The sequence below is a fragment of the Streptomyces sp. NPDC002467 genome, assembly GCF_042889825.1.
Classification (GTDB): domain Bacteria; phylum Actinomycetota; class Actinomycetes; order Streptomycetales; family Streptomycetaceae; genus Streptomyces.
The window spans coordinates 13,340-28,346 of sequence record NZ_JBIARJ010000016.1 but is presented as its reverse complement, the minus strand read 5'-3'; the positions used below and the strand labels follow the sequence as shown (position 1 = coordinate 28,346).

The window sequence follows — 15,007 nt, the reverse complement described above, 5'->3', positions numbered from 1 at the left end:
TCGGCCGCCCGGTCGTGACCGGGTCCGCCCCCGGGGTGGTCTGGCCTTCCCCGCCCACTCGCTCGCCCGCCCCTCCGGGGGCGGGCCACCTTTCGGCCTCCCGGATACCCCCCTGGGTATCCGGCTCATCGCTTACGGAGGTTTCCGTGTTCTTCGCCCAGTACTACCTCGACTGCCTCTCCCAGGCGTCGTACATGATCGCCGACGAGACCACCGGCAAGGCGGTGGTCGTCGACCCCCGCCGGGACGTCTCGGAGTACCTGGCCGACGCCGAGGCCCGCGGCTTCACCGTGGTCGGCGTCATCAACACCCACTTCCACGCGGACTTCGTCGCCGGGCACCTGGAGATGGCGGCTGAAACGGGTGCCTGGATCGGCTACGGACGCCGCGCCGAGACCGAGTACCCCATCCGCAAGCTCGCCGACGGCGCGACCATCGGTCTCGGTGACGTCACTCTGGAGATCATGGAGACGCCCGGTCACACCCCGGAGTCGATCAGTGTGCTGGTCCACGAGCACGGCGAGGACCGCGTGCCGTACGGCGTGCTCACCGGCGACGCGCTCTTCATCGGCGACGTGGGCCGCCCCGACCTGCTCGCCTCCATAGGCTTCTCCGCCGACGAGCTCGGTGCCATGCTCCACGACAGCGTGCAGAACAAGCTGATGGCCCTGCCGGACGAGGTGCGGGTCTTCCCCGCCCACGGCGCCGGATCCGCCTGCGGCAAGAACCTCTCGACCGAGAAGCAGTCCACCATCGGCGCTCAGCGCGCCACCAACTATGCCTGTGCGCCCATGTCGCAGGACGACTTCGTGGCCATCGTGACCGCCGGCCAGTCCGCTGCCCCCGACTACTTCGTCCACGACGCGATCCTCAACCGCAGCGAGCGCCCGCTGTTCGACCCGGCCACCGCATCGAGGGCGCTGAGCGTCGAGGACTTCACCGCCCTCCGCGCCTCCGGCGCCGTGGTCGTCGACGCCCGCGACCCGCAGGCGTTCGCCGCCGGACATCTGCGCGGCTCGGTGAACGTGCCGGCCGACGGTCGCTTCGCCGAGCAGGCCGGCACCGTCCTGCCTGCCGGCGTGGAGCTGCTGGTCGTCGCCCCGGAAGACCGTGAGGAGGAGATCGTCACGCGCCTGGCCCGGATCGGCTTCGACCGTGTGGCCGGCTACCTGCGCTCCCCGGACGACGCCCTGACCGTGGCGGCCGAGGAGGTCGCTCCGGCCAGTCGTCTGACCGCCGCGCAGGTCCGTGCCGCGCTGTCGGGCGACAACCCGCCGGTCGTCATCGACGTCCGCAACTGTGGCGAGCGCGGTGACAACGGATTCATAGAGGGTGCCCTGCACATCGCGCTCGGCGAGCTGTACCGCCGCATGGACGAGATCCCGCGCGACCGCTCCCTGGTCCTGCACTGCGCCGGCGGCCACCGTTCTTCGATCGCCGCGAGCCTGCTGCGCCATCACGGCTTCACGGACGTCTCGGACATCCTCGGCGGCCACGCTGCCTGGGTGCTACTGGACACCCCGGCGACCGTCTGACCGGCTGCCGCCCCCTCCACGGGCCGGCCCTTCCCGGCCGCGACGAGCGGCCAGTGCCCCTGTGGCCTGTGGGGAGGCTCTCTGCCCTGACGGCCCCCTCGCGCGGGCAGCGGCACCCGCCCCCGAGCTCGGACATACCCCGCCCCGTATTCGGGTGCGGGATCATCTCACCACGACGGAGTTTTCATGACGACCGACGTATCCCGTATCGCCGGCCTCGCCCCCGCCGCCCTGCGGCAGCTGATCGAGGACGGACGCGGACCACGTCTGCTGGACGTGCGCACGCCGGGCGAGTTCCGGACGGTCCACATTCCCGGTTCCCACAACGTCCCGCTGGACAGCCTGCGCGAGCACCGCGCCGAATTCCTGACCCACCTCGACCAGGACGTGGTCCTCGTCTGTCGTTCCGGTGCCCGCGCCGCCCAAGCCGAGCAGGCCCTCGCCGAGGCCGGTCTGCCCCACCTGCGCGTCCTGGACGGCGGCATGACGGCCTGGGAGGCGGCCGGTGCTCCCGTCAACCGGGGCGAGGCAAGGTGGGACCTGGAGCGTCAGGTCCGGCTGATCGCCGGATCGGTCGTGCTCGTCACCGGCGTCGTGGGCATGCTCGTGCCCGGTGTGCACCTGATCGGTACCGTCATCGGCGCCGGGCTGACCTTCGCCGCGCTCACCAACACCTGCGCCATGGGCATGATGCTGTCCAAGCTGCCCTACAACCGCGGCCCGCGCACCGACGTCCGCACCGTCATCGCCTCCCTGCGGGACCGCTCGTGATGACGCTCGTCCTCGTGGCGTCCGTACTGATCGGCGTCAGCCTGGGCACCCTGGGGGGCGGCGGTTCCATCCTGACCGTGCCGATCCTGGTCTACCTGGCCGGCCAGGACACCAAGGAGGCCATCGCCACCTCCCTGTTCGTGGTCGGCGTCACCAGCATGGTCGGACTGATCCCGCATGCCCGGGCGGGCCGGGTGCGCCGGCGCACCGGCCTGACCTTCGGCGCGGTCGGCATAGTCGGCGCCTACGGCGGCGGACGCCTCGCCGAGCACATCCCCGCCACCGTCCTGCTCGTCGCGTTCGCGCTGATGACGCTCGCCACCGCCGCCGCCATGCTCCGCAAGTCCCGCAAGGCGAAGGCGGCCAAGCCCGCTCACACCGAACTCCCCGTCAAGCACGTGGTCGTCGAGGGTCTCGTCGTCGGCGCGGTCACCGGCCTGGTCGGCTCCGGCGGAGGCTTCCTCGTCGTTCCCGCCCTCGCCCTGCTCGGCGGACTGCCCGTGAGCGTCGCCGTCGGGACCTCGCTGCTGGTCATCGCGATGCAGTCCTTCTCGGGGCTCGCCGGCCACCTCTCTGGTGTGACGATCGACTGGAACGTCGCCTTGATGGTGACCGGCGCGGCCGTCATCGGCGGCCTGATCGGCAGCCGCTTCGCGGGACGCATCCCGCAGGACACCCTGCGCAAGGCGTTCGGCTGGTTCGTGGTCGTCATGGGCGTCTTCGTCCTCGGCCGGCAACTGCCCCACGCCGTCTGGGCCGACCCGCTCACTTGGACCGGCATCGGCCTCGCGGCAGCGACCGCCGTGACCTGGGGCGCAGTGCGGGCGCGCCGTCCACGGCCCGCCACGGACGCGCCCCAGGTAGGCTCCCGGGAATCGGCCGCCCACCCGTAGCGTTATACCCGGCGGGGTATTCTTGAGTCGACGGTCGGAGTCGACGGTCGGTTGAGAAGGAGGAACCCGGTGAAGGTGGAAGAAGAGGCGGCGACCGCGGTCCTCAACCGGCTGCGGCGCGCTCAAGGGCAGCTCGCGGGCGTCATCGCCATGATCGAGGCCGGCCGCGACTGCAAGGACGTCGTCACGCAGCTCGCCGCCGTCTCCCGCGCCCTCGACCGGGCGGGCTTCAAGATCGTCGCGAGCGGGATGCGCCAGTGCCTCGCCGAGAGCGAGGAAGGCGCACCTCCCATGACCGAGCAGGAACTGGAGAAGCTCTTTCTCGCACTCGCGTGACTCGTGACGGCGGCCGGCGGACATCCGCCGGCCGCCGTCGTTTCATGCCGAGGGCGGACGCGTGCGCGCCCGGCTTCCGCGGGGGCGGTCATCGGTTCCCTGCCCATGACCGAAACGACAACTGGCTTGCCCGAGCCCGACCACAAAGGCCGGTGCGGTAAGGGGCGATCGGGCATGCCGCAGGCCCATGGCTGTTCGCCCCGTGTGGCGGGCTGAATCCGATGGTGGTTCGGTGGAGATGACGGCCGTGTTCGTCGAACCGGATCCGAGGAGGCACGCGCGATGAGCGGTGCGATACGGCTCACCTTCGAGTACCAGGGCCACCACATCGAACTGGTCTCCAGCGAACCGGTCGACCTCGTGATCCCGGGAGGCCCCGACGGACGGGCGGGCCCGTCGATCGGCTTGGCCCCGGCCGGCGCAGGCGAGGAGCCGGGCGTATCGATCGGCTACCGGGTGGACGTACTGAACGCGCGCGGAGAGCGGATCCACAGCCGTCCGCTGGACGACCCGATCAAGCAAGAGGCGGAAGTCGCATCCACCGACCCGGACCGGCCCTTCACGCACAAGGCGATCAACCAGCCCAAGGGACGCTTCTTCGTCCTGGTGCCCGCATTGGCCGAAGCCAAGGAGGTGGCGCTGCTGCGCACCAAGGTGCACACGCAGACGGTCGCCCGGTACCCGCTGGGACACGGTACCGAGGGAGGCGGAGCCTGATGGGAACCGGCGACGGCACCGTCGTCGGGACGACGCTGCTCCACGACAGCGGCCCGACGGCCTCACGGTGGAACCTCGTTCTGCTCTCAGAGGGTTACAAGAGCAGCGAGATGACCCAGTGGCACACGGACGCGCAGTTCTTCGTCAGCCAACTCCTCGCCATGCCACCGTTCAACGAGCCCGCGATCCAGGGCCGGATCAACATCCACCGGGTGGACGTCACCTCCACCGGCAGCGGCGCCGACGACCCCGCGGCCTGCGGCGGAACGGGAGCCACTCCGAAGACCTACTTCGACGCCACGTACTGTTCGGGCGGACTCGGCAGGCTGCTGACGGCCAACACGTCGATCGTGCAAGGGGTGCTCACGGCCCAGGTTCCGGCCTGGCACCAGGGGATCGTGGTGGTCAACAGCGCCAAGTACGGGGGCTCGGGCGGCCCCATCGCCGTGACCTCGACGACCTCCAACTGGGTCACGGTCGCCGCGCACGAACTGGGACACTCCGCATTCGGACTCGCCGACGAGTACGAGTACTACGCCGGCTGCGACGAGACCGGACACGCCTCCTACGGCGGCACCGAACCCACCGCGCCGAACGTCACCCTCGACGCCGGCCGCACCACGAACAAATGGCGGGACCTGGTCCAGGCGGCAACAGCGATGCCCACGACCAGGAACGCCGACTGTGCGGTGTGCGACCAGCAGGCCAGCCCCGTATCGGCGGGCACGGTCGGCGCCTTCGAAGGTGCGGGCTACTACCACTGCGGTCTCTACCGGCCGGCGTTCAACTGCATGATGCGCAACCTCACCCCCTTCTGCGGCGTGTGCCAACGCACGATCCGTCACACGCTCCGCCCGTTCGAGTGGGTCCCGCGCGTGGTGGAGGTCCGCGCACCCGACATCAACTACGTCTTCGACCCTTCCGGAACGGTCGTGGTGAACGACATCGCGCCGGCCATCCAGCTCGCCGGTACCACAGGATCGGGTTTTCTCCAGTCGCGGCTGTTTCCGCGCGGCGTCGCCGGCACGGTCGGTGCGGGAAAGTACCCGTACGAGTACCGCGTCAGCATGACGGAGGTCTCGGGACCTCTGCCGGCGTCGGCCGTCCGCACGCTCAGCCTCGACTTCGGGCCCATCGCCCGTCTCAACTTCGACGGCACGGGCGGATCGGACGTCTACGTCATCACGCAAGGCGGCTTGGGAACGGTCCGGCCGGTCTCCGTCACGCAGAAGGGGGACCGTCTGACCATGGACTTCGGCACCCCCGGAGTTCCGGCCGGCAGCGGCCCGGGCGGCGGACAGACCAGCTTCTTCATCGGCCTCGCCTCGGACTATCCGCCGCGCGACACCACAGCCCAGATCACCGACGGAGCAGGGAACACGCTCACCCTCACAACCCGGGCTCCGGCGTTCCCGACGTCTTAGAACACCGGCTCGACTCCCGTTCGACCATCAAGGCGCGCGCTGTGTGAACAGGCTCAGGCGGTACGTAGTCGGGTGGATCAGGCGGCCGCACATGACGTCGATGCGGGCCATCGACCAGTCGATCTGTTCGTTCCTGGGCAGGGCGTGCAGCCGGCGGAGCTCCGCTCTCCATTCCGACTCGTCCTGGGTCGAGAAGAGCACCTCCCAGTGGCCCGCTTCGGGGGCGAAGTCGGCGGCTCTTCGGTCGGCTTCTCGGCGCTGCTGACGTTTTCTCTTCCGCTGACCCGGCATCCCCCCACCTTCGGCGGCCGGCCGCCCCCGCCGCAAGGCCGTTTAACGCGCGGCTTGTTGTCTGTGACGGTCTCCACCGTGTGGGGATGAGGCCCCTCAGGATCATCGACGGGGATGCGACCGGTCCGGTCCGCGGCCAAGGCGCCCAAAGCCGTCGCGCACCGCCACCCCCGACTTCTGGAACCGGACCCTGCAGAACTGGCAGTCCGAACTCCTCGCGGTCGCGGCGATGGTCGTGCTGTCGTTCTGCCTCCGCCGGCGCGGCTCCCCGGAGTCCAGACCGGTCGGCGCCGCACACACTCGACAGGGCTCGAAGGCTGACCGGTCTTCGCCTCGTTGTACAACTGCTCCTTCGCCGGTCCCTCGGATCCGCTGTGGGAGCGCTGCCGGGCCCGCTTGGGGGAGCCCCACGGGGCATGACCCTTCTCATGTCTTGCACGTCTACCCAGGGAGGAAGCCGTGCCAGGGGACAGCGCCGGGCAGAGGGCGAACAGTCCGGTCGATCCGGTGCACACCGGGCTCCGGCCCTTCGGAGCCGGTGCGCGCGGCACGCGTGCACCGTCCGGTGCCGACGTGGTGTGTGTCCGGGTGCGGCGACGAGCGCCATGTACGCCTCCGACCCGACGTGCGCGGCGATCGGCTACGACGGCTTGGGACGGCCCTCTGCAAGAGGCCAGTGCAGCTCTTTCCATCGGCCCGGTAAGCGGTCAAAGGCCTCAGCAGCGGAGCCCAGCGATGGCGTACTACCGCTCGCCCCGTCCCAGCTGTGAGTGAAGGGCATTCCCATCCCCATCGGATAGAAGAGCATGAGGGGCTGCACGACGCCGAGGCCTCCTCCCTTCCTCGACGCTCGCCGCGCCATCAGCGTGACAACCCCGGCCATACCAGCAACGATCTTGCTGACGATGGGGTCCGGAACGGCGCCGGCCGCCAGGGAGAGAACGCTCGTACCATCGGCGATGCTGTCGGTCTCACTGGTGCTGAAGTGGACAACCAGTACGTAGGGCTTGTACCTGATGTACGGCATACCGCTCCTTCCGTGGCGTCCTGCGAAGATGCCCGTGCAATGACACCTTCACCCATCCCCGTCCTTTGGGGTGGCCCTGGCCGAAGCCCCGCCTGCCCCGTCGAGCAAGGATTGAGGTGAGTGAGTGAGTGTCCAGCCCGGGGTCCCGCAGGGGTAGGTCAACCACACCCTCCGGCCACGCTGCTCGTACGCTGGCTCGCCAACTGGGCAGTCCTCGCGGCCGTCGCCGTGGGGAAGCGGGCCGTTCAGGGCCTTGGCCAGCCGCTCCGCAGACTCGGCGCGCGCCATGCAGGACTTCTGGACCAGCAGTCCGAACGACGAACCTTCGAAGTCTGGCCCTCCGAGCTTCCTGTGGCAACGCGCTGGTCGCCGACGGAACCTGCCACACGCTGCCCCCCGGCATGATCGAACGCCGCTGGGGCCAGATCGTGAATATCCGCAGCGTCAACGCCCGCGCCGGCCGTACGAACCTCGTCGCGTACAGCACCGCGAAGGCCGGGCTGCCGGGCCTGACCCGCTCCCTGGCTTGTGAACCGGGCCCGTACGGGATCTGCGTCAATACGGTGATGCCCGGCGCCATCCAAGTCGACCCCGGGCGCACCATCCCCACCCAGCACCGTGCCCGCCCGGAAGACCAGATCAAGCGCCAGTGCGTCCCTCGCCGTGGACGGCCCGAAGACGTCGCGGCCCTGGTGGCGTTCCTCGTGGGCCCCTCCGCCTCGTTCATCACTGGGCAATCCGTCCACGTCGACGGCGGCCGGCTGCTGCACTGAGACCGTCAACAAGCAAGGAGACAGACCGAAATGAAGGAACGAGTCCGCGCCGTCCTCGTCACCGCTGACGACACGATGCTGGTCATCCGCCGTACCAAGCCCGACATCCCCGAGTACTGGGTACTCCCCGGCGGTGGTGTCGAACCCAGCGACGAGTCCCGTGAGGCCGCTCTCCACCGTGAGATCCACGAGGAGATCGCGGGGAAGGCCGACATCGTCCGCCTCTTCCACACGATGGAGTCCGATGACGAGCGTCAGCTGTTCTACCTCGCCCGCATCGCGAACTGGTCCTTCGAGGACCGCACCGGACCCGAGTTCAGTGTCGAGGGCCGCGGCGAATACGCGCTGGAAGAGATCCCGCTGACCGCGGAGGGGTTCGACCGCATCGACCTCAAGCCCGAGGAAATCGCCCACGTCCTCCGAGGCGCCATCACAGCCGGCACCCTCGTCGACGAAGCCGCAGTGTAGCCCCACGGCCGAAGGGTGTTGCAGAAGGTCAGGCGTCGGGATGGGCGCTTGACCTACTGCAACACCCAGGCAAGGCGAAGACTGTGCCGAGGATGATGGCATCCCGGAGCCGCACGGAGTGGGTGAATCGCCCCCTCGAAGCGGCGCTGGTGTTCCATGTCCTGCAGTGTTGTGGTCGTACCAACTGATGGTGGGGCCGACGATTCTGTCGAGCACCATCCGCCGGACGTGCGCGGGGAAGAGCTGGGCGCCGCCGGAGCCCAGCGAGGTGCCCCAGGAGCCGCCGTAGAAGTTGATCTTCGGCGCTCCGAGCGCACGCCGGATGCGGACCTCACAGAGCCCCCCGTACGGCGAGAAGCGGACCCCCAGGCCTGGTTGTCGTTGTAGGCGACATAGCCGTCGCGGTAGGTGGTGCAGAGGTCCTGGGAGCCGCTGGCGGCGTTCGCCGTGTCGGCGGTGATGACGGCAGTTCCCCCAGCGAGGGCGAGGGCGGCGGCGGTCATGCTGATGGGCCGGCGAGTCTCGGCGGCCCGCCCCGGAGGAGATGGGGCAGGCCGCGGGATGTGTGTCAGTTGTTCTGCGTGGCGTCCGAGTCCGCCTGGGCGGCGGCCTGGTCGGCGTTGTCGAGCTTCTGCTGCATGTCCTGCGTCTGCCTCTGCGTCGCGCTGTCCGGTGCGGCGGCTTCGTTCTTTCCGCAGCCGGTGAGGAGCAGGGCGGCCGTCGCCGCCAGGACCGCGAGGCCGGTGGCGGTGCGGTTGATCACTTCTTTGCCTCCGGGGCGCCCTGGGTCGCGCACCAGGTGCTGACGGACTTCAGGTCGTTCTGGCGGCCCTGGAGCGTGGGCAGCAGGCTCTTGCGGAAGGTGAGCCGGTTGTTGAGGTAGGTGTGGATCTCGGTGTGACCGGCTGCCTTGGCGTCGGCCACCCGCTGCTCCAGACGGGCGATCGAGCCGGGCACGGTGGCGTCGCCGTTCAGCCGGGTGATCGAGTTGGCGACCTTCTTCTCCGTCTCCGGCAGGCGCTTGCAGATCGCCTTCGCCCCGTCGCCCTTCGGGGCGGGCTTGGCGGTCACCGCCAGCGCCGGGGTGGCGGCGAGCAGGGCGCCCGCCAGGGCGAGCGTGCCGATGGCGGCGACTGTCGTACGGTTCGCGCGCATGTTCATGTCTCCTTCGAGGCCACGAGCGTTCGAGGGTTCGAGGGTTCGACCCGTGGTGGTCCAACCGGGCAGGAACGTAGCGCGCGTCTTTGTGGCTTCTTTGTGAATCGGCGGTCAGCCGTTCCGGGAGATCCAGTCCCGCCGGACCGGCAGCTGCGGGGCCCTCGCGTCCGCGACCAGCAGCGGCAGGTGCACCTCGAACCTGCTGCCCGTACCGCCCGGCGGTGTCGCGGCGGCGACCGTGCCGCGGTGCAGCGCCACCTGCTGGGCGACCAGCGTCAGACCGAGCCCCGAACCCTGGCTGTCGGCTCCGCGGTGGAAGCGGCGGAAGACCGCTTCCCGGTCGGCGGGCGCGATACCGGGCCCGGCGTCGTCCACGGTGAGTACCGCGGATCCGCCTTCCGCACGCAGCCGTACGGAGATCCGGGCGGGCTCGCCGGGCAGGTGCCCGTGGGCCACCGCGTTGCCCAGCAGGTTGGCGAGCAGGATCCGAAGACCCGCATCCCAGCCGAAGATCCGCAGTTCGGCGGGGAGCGCGGTGCTCACCCTCACCTCGGGGTGCCGGCGCCCGGTCTCCGCGACCGCCGAGTCGACCAGCTCCGCCAGGTCGAGCGGGCCGAACGCGGACACTTCCACCAGGTCGCCCTGGGCGAGCATCCGGAGCGCGGTCAGCAGCTCCAGCAGCCGCGCGTGGTCGTCCTGCAGGTCCTGCACCACCTCGGCGCGTTCGGCGGCGGACAGGTCGGGGTGGGCGGACAGGACGTCCAGGTTGGTCCGCATGCTCATCAGCGGTGTGCGCAACTCGTGCGAGGCCGCGGAGGAGAACGAGCGGGCGGTGTCCAGCGCCTGCGCCGTGCGCCCCGCCTGCTCCTCGTACCGGGCCAGCAGCTGTCCGATGGAGGAGGTGAGTTCGTCCACCTCGGTGATGCGCGAGCGTTCGGCCGTGAAGCCCGCCGCACCCGCGCGCGGATCCAGCGCGGCGGCCCGGCGGCTGAGCCGGCGCAGGGAGGCCGTCGCCCGGTCGGCCAGAGCGTACGCGAGCAGTCCGGAGACCGGCGCGGCGAGCAGGGCCACCAGCAGCATCCGGCGCCGTACGGCGCTGATCTGCGGGTCGGACGCCGAGGCCGGCGAGAACAGCCAGAGCGTCCCCGGCGAGGCGCCCTCCACCCGTACGGTCAGGACCCGCCAGGTGTGGCCCTTGGCCCGTACGGTCACCGGGCCGCCCGGGGCGGTGGCGGTCGGGGGTTCGGCCGGCTGCGGACCGCCGGCCAGGACCAGCGTGCCGTCCGCCGCGACCACCCGGACGCCGGCGTCCAGCGCGTCACCGAGCACTTTGCGCTGCTGGTTCTGCTCGACCTTCGGCCGGCCGTTGCGCTCGGCGTTCAGCAGCGTCCGGACGTCCGGCAGGACGGCCGTCGCCAGCTCGTGCAGCCGACTGTCCTGCTGGTGGCGCAGGTCGCGGTTGACCAGCCCGAGCAGCAGCAGTCCGGCGGCGACCACCAGCAACGGCACCACCACGGTGACCGAGAGCGCGATCCGGGTGGACAGTTTCACTTGCCGCCGCCTCCTTCCGGGAGGCGCAGGACGAAGCCCACACCGCGGACGGTGTGGATCATGCGGGGCCGGCCGCCGTCCTCCAGCTTGCGCCGCAGGTAGCTGACGAAGGTGTCGACGACGTCGGAACGGACGTCGAAGTCGTAGCCCCAGACGCGGTCGAGCAGCTGATCCCGGCTGAGCACGATCCCGGTGTTCCGTACCAGCTGCGCCAGCAGATCGAACTCCCGTCTGGTCAAGTGGAGCTCCACACCGCCGTGGAACACCTGGTGGACGGCCTCGTCGATCACCAGCGGCCCGGCCCGCAGCTGGTCACGGGGCGGCGGCACGGTGGGACGGCGGCGCAGCAGAGCCTGGATCCGCAGGGCCAGCTCCTCCAGCGCGAAGGGTTTGACCAGGTAGTCGTCCGCGCCGGCCTGGAGTCCGGCGATCCGGTCGGCGACCTCGTCCAGCGCCGAGAGCATGAGTACGGGCGTCTCGTCGCCCCGGGCACGCAGGGTGCGGCAGACCTCGATACCGCTCAGGCCGGGCATGGACACGTCCAGCACCATCATGTCCGCCCCCAACCCGGTGAGCTGCTCCAGCGCCCGGAGCCCGTCCTCGGCGAGCAGTACGGTGAAGCCGCTGAGCCGCAGCCCGCGCTCCAGCGAGCGGCGGATCGCCGCGTCGTCGTCCGCGACCAGTACCCGTCCGGTGGTCATGTGCCGTGCTCCTGCCTGACGGTGCGTGTCCGTGGCTACGTGTAGGGGAGCGAGAATCTCACGGCTACCGGAACGGACGTGTGGCAGGGTGCGGTCCAGTACCCGGATTCCCCCGGGTACTGGCTGCGGGACCACCAGGTCAGGTGGCCGCCGCCCACGGCCAGTCGGCGTCCTGGCCGCCCTCGATCAGGGACACCATGCGGAAGGCCGCGTCGGTGAGCCCGCCGAACGTGTGCCGGTTCGCGGTACCGGAGGGCGCGTGGCCCACCCGGTAGCCGGCCAGGTTCCACGTGTACACCGGGACGGTGTCCGCGACCGGGGCCGTCGGGTCACCGCCGTGGTGGTGGGTGGCCTGCTCGTCGGTGACGATCAGGACCGGTCGTGGTCCTTCCAGTGCTGCCGCACGGCCTCGGTGGTGTTGGTGCCGCCGAGGTCACGAAGCGCGCTCCAGCACCTTCAGTACCGACTCGCCCCTCTCGTACGCGACCGCCTTGCCGCTCGTGCCGAACCGCACCAGGTCCGCGTCCTCGGCGCGCAGGGCCGGCGCCGAGCCGAAGACAACAGGGGGAGGCGTGACGTGTGGAGTGCCCGAGATCAAAGTCGGCGACGGGACTCGAACCCGCGGCCGCCGCACGCAGTGGAAGTAGGTTTCGCCTTCGCGCCTGGACGAGTCACACGTCAGGCGGCGGCGCCGGGCGCCGCCACGCAATTGCGCCCCGGTGCTGCGGTCACACCGCGGCGGGCGACAGGGCGTGGAGCTGTACGAGGCGGCCGCGGGTCTCCTCGTCCACCGGGACGTAGGTCACCAGACGCGGGCCCGCCGCCGGTCCCAGCCACAGGTTGACGTGCTCCAGGTACAGCAGGCCGACGTGGGCGTTGCGGATGTACTTCGTCTTCCCGCCTTGGCCGACCACCTCGTGCCGCGCCCACACCTCCCGGAACTCGGGCGACGCCGATTCCAGCCGGGCCACCAGCGCCTTCCAGGCGGGCTCGGCCAGGTGCTCGGCCATCGAGGCACGGAACTTGGCCGCCATCGTCCGCTGCGCCTCGGGCAGGTCGACGACGGCCGCCTGCCAGTCCGCGTCGGTGAACGCCAGCCACAGGGCGTTGCGGTCCTCGGGCGGCAGGCGGTCCAGGTCGTTCAGCAGGCGCCCGAACGTCGTGTTGTAGGCGAGGATGTCGTACCGGCTGTTCTGCACGCTGGCCGGAATCGGGTCCAGTTGGTCGAGCATCGCCCGCACGGCCGGGGTCACGGTCGCGCAGAGGGTGTGCGGCGCCGGGTCGAGGCCGCCGGCCAGCGCGAACAGATGGGCGCGCTCGCTGGCGTCCAGCAGCAGGGCGCGGGCCAAGGCGTCCAGCACCTGCGGGGACACCTGGATCTCGCGGGCCTGCTCCAGCCAGGTGTACCAGGTGACACCGACAGCGGAGAGCTGCGCGACCTCCTCACGGCGCAGCCCGGGGGTGCGCCGGCGGCGGCCGCGTACGAGCCCGACCTGCTCGGGAGTGATGCGCTCACGCCGGCTGCGCAGGAAGTCGGCCAGCTCGTGCCGTCGTACGTCGCTCTCCGGGGCCACAGTGGTCATGGTTCCAGGGTGCCGCACCGCTCAGCCGGTTGCCAGGTACTGCTGGTACCAGGATAAGGAGACTCTGGTACCAGGCTGAGCGCGGGAGGATCGTCTCCTCCGTGAGCGAAGCCACCGTACGTACCCCGTCGTCCTCCCCGGCCCCTACGGGCGCCGCCCCCGCCCCCGTCCCCGTCATCCGTCACGGAGCGGTACTGGGTCCACTCGGACTGTTCACCGTGCTGCTGGGCGCGGCACTCCCGCTGATCGACTTCTTCATCGTCAATGTCGCACTGCCCACCATCGACGGTGATCTCGCCGCCGGTCCCGCCGTGCTCGAACTGATCGTCGGCGGCTACGGCGTCGCCTACGCCGTGATCCTCGTCCTCGGCGGCCGCCTCGGCGACACGGCCGGACGGCGCCGGCTCTTCCTGATCGGCATGGCCGCCTTCGGCGTCACGTCGCTCGCCTGCGGGCTGGCCCCCACCGCCTGGACCCTGGTCGGCGCGCGGGTGGCCCAGGGGGCCGCGGCGGCCCTGATGCTGCCGCAGGTGCTCGCCACCATCCAGGCCACCACGCAGGGACCGCGCCGCGCTCGGGCGATGAGCCTGTACGGTGCGACCGCCGGGCTGTCCATGGTCGCCGGGCAGATTCTGGGCGGGGTGCTGGTCGCCGCCGACGTGGCGGGCTCCGGGTGGCGTTCGGTGTTCCTGGTGAACGTGCCGGTGGTGGTCCTCGGGCTGGTGCTGGCCGTCCGCGCCGTCCCCGAGACCCGCTCGGAGCGCCCGGCCTCGGTCGACGTACGGGGGACTCTGCTGCTGGCCCTGTCGCTGGTGTCGCTGCTGCTGCCGCTGACCGAGGGTCGGGCGGCGGGCTGGCCGCTGTGGACGTGGGTGTCGCTCGGGGTATTCCCATGTGCGGCCACGGCCTTCTGGCGGGTCGAGCGCCGTGCCGACCGCGCCGGCCGTACCCCGCTGGTGCCGCCGAGCCTGCTGCGCCTGGAGTCGCTGCGGCGCGGCCTGGTGATGGTCGCGCCGTTCTCGATCGGCTTCAGCGGCTTCATGTTCGTGGTCGCGGTGGCGCTCCAGCAGGGCCTGAGCATGGGGCCGGTGGCCGCGGGCCTCGCCCTGGTGCCGATGGCTACGGCCTTCTTCGCGGCCTCACTTGCCGGACCGCGACTGGTCGGCCGGTTCGGCACCCGGGTCGTCACCGTGGGCGGCGTCCTGCAGGCCGTGGGCATCCTCCTGCTCCTGCTGGCGGTCATGCGCGACTGGCCGGAACTCGGGCTCGCCGCCCTCGCTCCCGGCGTCGCTGTCGCGGGCCTCGGGCAGGGGCTCCAACTGCCGGTCCTGATGCGCCTGATGCTCTCGGACGTCCCGGCCGACCGGGCCGGGGTGGGCAGCGGAGTCGTGGTCACCACCCAGCAGTCGGCGCTCGCCCTGGGTGTGGCGACCCTGGGCAGCCTCTTCCTCGCGCTGAACCCGTTGATGGGGATGCGCGACGCCTTTGCCGTAACTCTGTTGGTCCAGTTGGGCCTGATCGCGCTGACGGTCCTCCTCAGCCTGCGGCTGCCGCGCGTGATGCGCTGAGGAGGGCTCGGTGGTGTGCGTCGGAGCCGGAGAGCCCGGTCATTTCGGTGATCTTGCTGCCCGGGCCCACGACCACGTCGTAGGAGTGCTTCTGCTCCGGGTCCGCGCACTGCTTGACGTGGCCGATACCGGACAGGGTCTTGTCGGTGTTGGTCGCCGGGCGGGCCTCGGGGCCGTTCTTGCCGAGGACGGCCACCTTGGCGTTGGGGTC

18 protein-coding genes and 1 pseudogene are annotated in these 15,007 nt (G+C 70.7%); 10 read left to right on the top strand and 9 right to left on the bottom strand.

Annotated features, from left to right (window positions below):
• Positions 1–146: 146 nt before the first annotated feature.
• The 6 genes from ACFYYJ_RS28910 (at position 147) to ACFYYJ_RS28885 (ending at position 5,676) form a co-directional block, all read left to right on the top strand.
• Positions 147–1,535 carry a rhodanese-like domain-containing protein gene (locus ACFYYJ_RS28910; RefSeq protein WP_389136758.1) on the top strand — a complete coding sequence of 463 codons (1,389 nt, stop codon included), beginning with the start codon at positions 147–149 and terminating at the stop codon, positions 1,533–1,535.
• Positions 1,536–1,721: 186 nt separating this feature from the next.
• Positions 1,722–2,306, top strand: coding sequence for a rhodanese-like domain-containing protein (locus ACFYYJ_RS28905; RefSeq protein ID WP_385124447.1), 585 nt, complete (start codon positions 1,722–1,724; stop codon positions 2,304–2,306).
• Positions 2,303–3,199, top strand: coding sequence for a sulfite exporter TauE/SafE family protein (locus ACFYYJ_RS28900; protein WP_389136756.1), 897 nt, complete (start codon positions 2,303–2,305; stop codon positions 3,197–3,199). Before ACFYYJ_RS28905 ends, ACFYYJ_RS28900 begins: the two co-directional genes overlap by 4 nt.
• 69 nt (positions 3,200–3,268) lie before the next feature.
• Positions 3,269–3,535: a metal-sensitive transcriptional regulator gene (locus tag ACFYYJ_RS28895; protein WP_385124449.1), complete on the top strand. Its 267-nt coding sequence runs from the start codon at positions 3,269–3,271 to the stop codon at positions 3,533–3,535.
• A gap of 282 nt (positions 3,536–3,817) precedes the next feature.
• Positions 3,818–4,252 (top strand): hypothetical protein, encoded by a 435-nt coding sequence (locus ACFYYJ_RS28890; protein WP_385124450.1) that lies wholly within the window; start codon positions 3,818–3,820, stop codon positions 4,250–4,252.
• Positions 4,252–5,676 (top strand): M64 family metallopeptidase, encoded by a 1,425-nt coding sequence (locus ACFYYJ_RS28885; protein WP_389136753.1) that lies wholly within the window; start codon positions 4,252–4,254, stop codon positions 5,674–5,676. Before ACFYYJ_RS28890 ends, ACFYYJ_RS28885 begins: the two co-directional genes overlap by 1 nt.
• A gap of 27 nt (positions 5,677–5,703) precedes the next feature.
• Here ACFYYJ_RS28885 and ACFYYJ_RS28880 read toward each other — a convergent pair whose 3' ends face one another.
• On the bottom strand, positions 5,704–5,967 hold the full coding sequence (locus tag ACFYYJ_RS28880) for a hypothetical protein (RefSeq protein ID WP_385124452.1): 264 nt from the start codon (positions 5,965–5,967) through the stop codon (positions 5,704–5,706).
• A gap of 190 nt (positions 5,968–6,157) precedes the next feature.
• On the opposite strand from ACFYYJ_RS28880, the gene ACFYYJ_RS28875 reads away from it, so the two are divergent.
• Positions 6,158–6,670 (top strand): DUF6766 family protein, encoded by a 513-nt coding sequence (locus ACFYYJ_RS28875; RefSeq protein WP_389137078.1) that lies wholly within the window; start codon positions 6,158–6,160, stop codon positions 6,668–6,670.
• Here ACFYYJ_RS28875 and ACFYYJ_RS28870 read toward each other — a convergent pair.
• Positions 6,608–6,994, bottom strand: a complete 387-nt coding sequence (locus tag ACFYYJ_RS28870) for a hypothetical protein (RefSeq protein WP_389136749.1) — start codon at positions 6,992–6,994, stop codon at positions 6,608–6,610. The two genes, ACFYYJ_RS28875 and ACFYYJ_RS28870, sit on opposite strands and share 63 nt — an antisense overlap.
• 128 nt (positions 6,995–7,122) lie before the next feature.
• Between ACFYYJ_RS28870 and ACFYYJ_RS28865 the strand changes: the two genes are divergently transcribed.
• Together ACFYYJ_RS28865 and ACFYYJ_RS28860 are read left to right on the top strand one after the other, a co-directional pair.
• A complete protein-coding gene (locus ACFYYJ_RS28865) occupies positions 7,123–7,767 on the top strand; it encodes an SDR family oxidoreductase (protein ID WP_389136746.1) in 645 nt (214 codons plus the stop codon).
• A 30-nt stretch (positions 7,768–7,797) separates the two neighbouring features.
• A complete protein-coding gene (locus tag ACFYYJ_RS28860; RefSeq protein WP_389136743.1) occupies positions 7,798–8,235 on the top strand; it encodes an NUDIX domain-containing protein in 438 nt (145 codons plus the stop codon).
• A 568-nt stretch (positions 8,236–8,803) separates the two neighbouring features.
• On the opposite strand, the gene ACFYYJ_RS28855 is transcribed toward ACFYYJ_RS28860, so the two are convergent.
• The 6 genes and pseudogenes from ACFYYJ_RS28855 to ACFYYJ_RS28830 form a co-directional block, all read right to left on the bottom strand.
• Positions 8,804–8,998 (bottom strand): hypothetical protein, encoded by a 195-nt coding sequence (locus ACFYYJ_RS28855; protein WP_389136740.1) that lies wholly within the window; start codon positions 8,996–8,998, stop codon positions 8,804–8,806.
• Positions 8,995–9,390: a hypothetical protein gene (locus ACFYYJ_RS28850; RefSeq protein WP_389136737.1), complete on the bottom strand. Its 396-nt coding sequence runs from the start codon at positions 9,388–9,390 to the stop codon at positions 8,995–8,997. The genes ACFYYJ_RS28855 and ACFYYJ_RS28850 overlap by 4 nt, the downstream gene beginning before the upstream one ends.
• 114 nt (positions 9,391–9,504) lie before the next feature.
• Positions 9,505–10,944 (bottom strand): sensor histidine kinase, encoded by a 1,440-nt coding sequence (locus tag ACFYYJ_RS28845; protein WP_389136735.1) that lies wholly within the window; start codon positions 10,942–10,944, stop codon positions 9,505–9,507.
• Entirely contained in the window at positions 10,941–11,645 is a 705-nt protein-coding gene (locus ACFYYJ_RS28840; RefSeq protein WP_389136733.1) for a response regulator transcription factor, read from the bottom strand. Before ACFYYJ_RS28840 ends, ACFYYJ_RS28845 begins: the two co-directional genes overlap by 4 nt.
• A 139-nt stretch (positions 11,646–11,784) precedes the next feature.
• Positions 11,785–12,204, bottom strand: a pseudogene (locus ACFYYJ_RS28835) (TROVE domain-containing protein); the annotation flags it as partial.
• 169 nt (positions 12,205–12,373) lie between these two features.
• The gene (locus ACFYYJ_RS28830) at positions 12,374–13,228 is read right to left on the bottom strand and encodes a helix-turn-helix domain-containing protein (RefSeq protein ID WP_385124463.1); all 855 of its coding nucleotides are present in this window, start codon (positions 13,226–13,228) and stop codon (positions 12,374–12,376) included.
• 101 nt (positions 13,229–13,329) lie between these two features.
• On the opposite strand from ACFYYJ_RS28830, the gene ACFYYJ_RS28825 reads away from it, so the two are divergent.
• Positions 13,330–14,796, top strand: a complete 1,467-nt coding sequence (locus ACFYYJ_RS28825; protein WP_389136730.1) for an MFS transporter — start codon at positions 13,330–13,332, stop codon at positions 14,794–14,796.
• Here ACFYYJ_RS28825 and ACFYYJ_RS28820 read toward each other — a convergent pair.
• Positions 14,765–14,992 carry a hypothetical protein gene (locus ACFYYJ_RS28820; RefSeq protein ID WP_389136727.1) on the bottom strand — a complete coding sequence of 76 codons (228 nt, stop codon included), beginning with the start codon at positions 14,990–14,992 and terminating at the stop codon, positions 14,765–14,767. The two genes, ACFYYJ_RS28825 and ACFYYJ_RS28820, sit on opposite strands and share 32 nt — an antisense overlap.
• Positions 14,993–15,007: the final 15 nt, after the last annotated feature.

Excerpts from the sequence above, each read along its gene's own strand:
- ACFYYJ_RS28860 (WP_389136743.1), top strand. The coding sequence starts at position 7,798 with ATGAAGGAACGAGTCCGCGCCGTCCTCGTCACCGCTGACGACACGATG.
- ACFYYJ_RS28880 (WP_385124452.1), bottom strand. The coding sequence starts at position 5,967 with ATGCCGGGTCAGCGGAAGAGAAAACGTCAGCAGCGCCGAGAAGCCGAC.
- ACFYYJ_RS28870 (WP_389136749.1), bottom strand. The coding sequence starts at position 6,994 with ATGCCGTACATCAGGTACAAGCCCTACGTACTGGTTGTCCACTTCAGC.
- ACFYYJ_RS28850 (WP_389136737.1), bottom strand. The coding sequence starts at position 9,390 with ATGCGCGCGAACCGTACGACAGTCGCCGCCATCGGCACGCTCGCCCTG.
- ACFYYJ_RS28905 (WP_385124447.1), top strand. The coding sequence starts at position 1,722 with ATGACGACCGACGTATCCCGTATCGCCGGCCTCGCCCCCGCCGCCCTG.
- ACFYYJ_RS28830 (WP_385124463.1), bottom strand. The coding sequence starts at position 13,228 with ATGACCACTGTGGCCCCGGAGAGCGACGTACGACGGCACGAGCTGGCC.
- ACFYYJ_RS28885 (WP_389136753.1), top strand. The coding sequence starts at position 4,252 with ATGGGAACCGGCGACGGCACCGTCGTCGGGACGACGCTGCTCCACGAC.
- ACFYYJ_RS28840 (WP_389136733.1), bottom strand. The coding sequence starts at position 11,645 with ATGACCACCGGACGGGTACTGGTCGCGGACGACGACGCGGCGATCCGC.
- ACFYYJ_RS28890 (WP_385124450.1), top strand. The coding sequence starts at position 3,818 with ATGAGCGGTGCGATACGGCTCACCTTCGAGTACCAGGGCCACCACATC.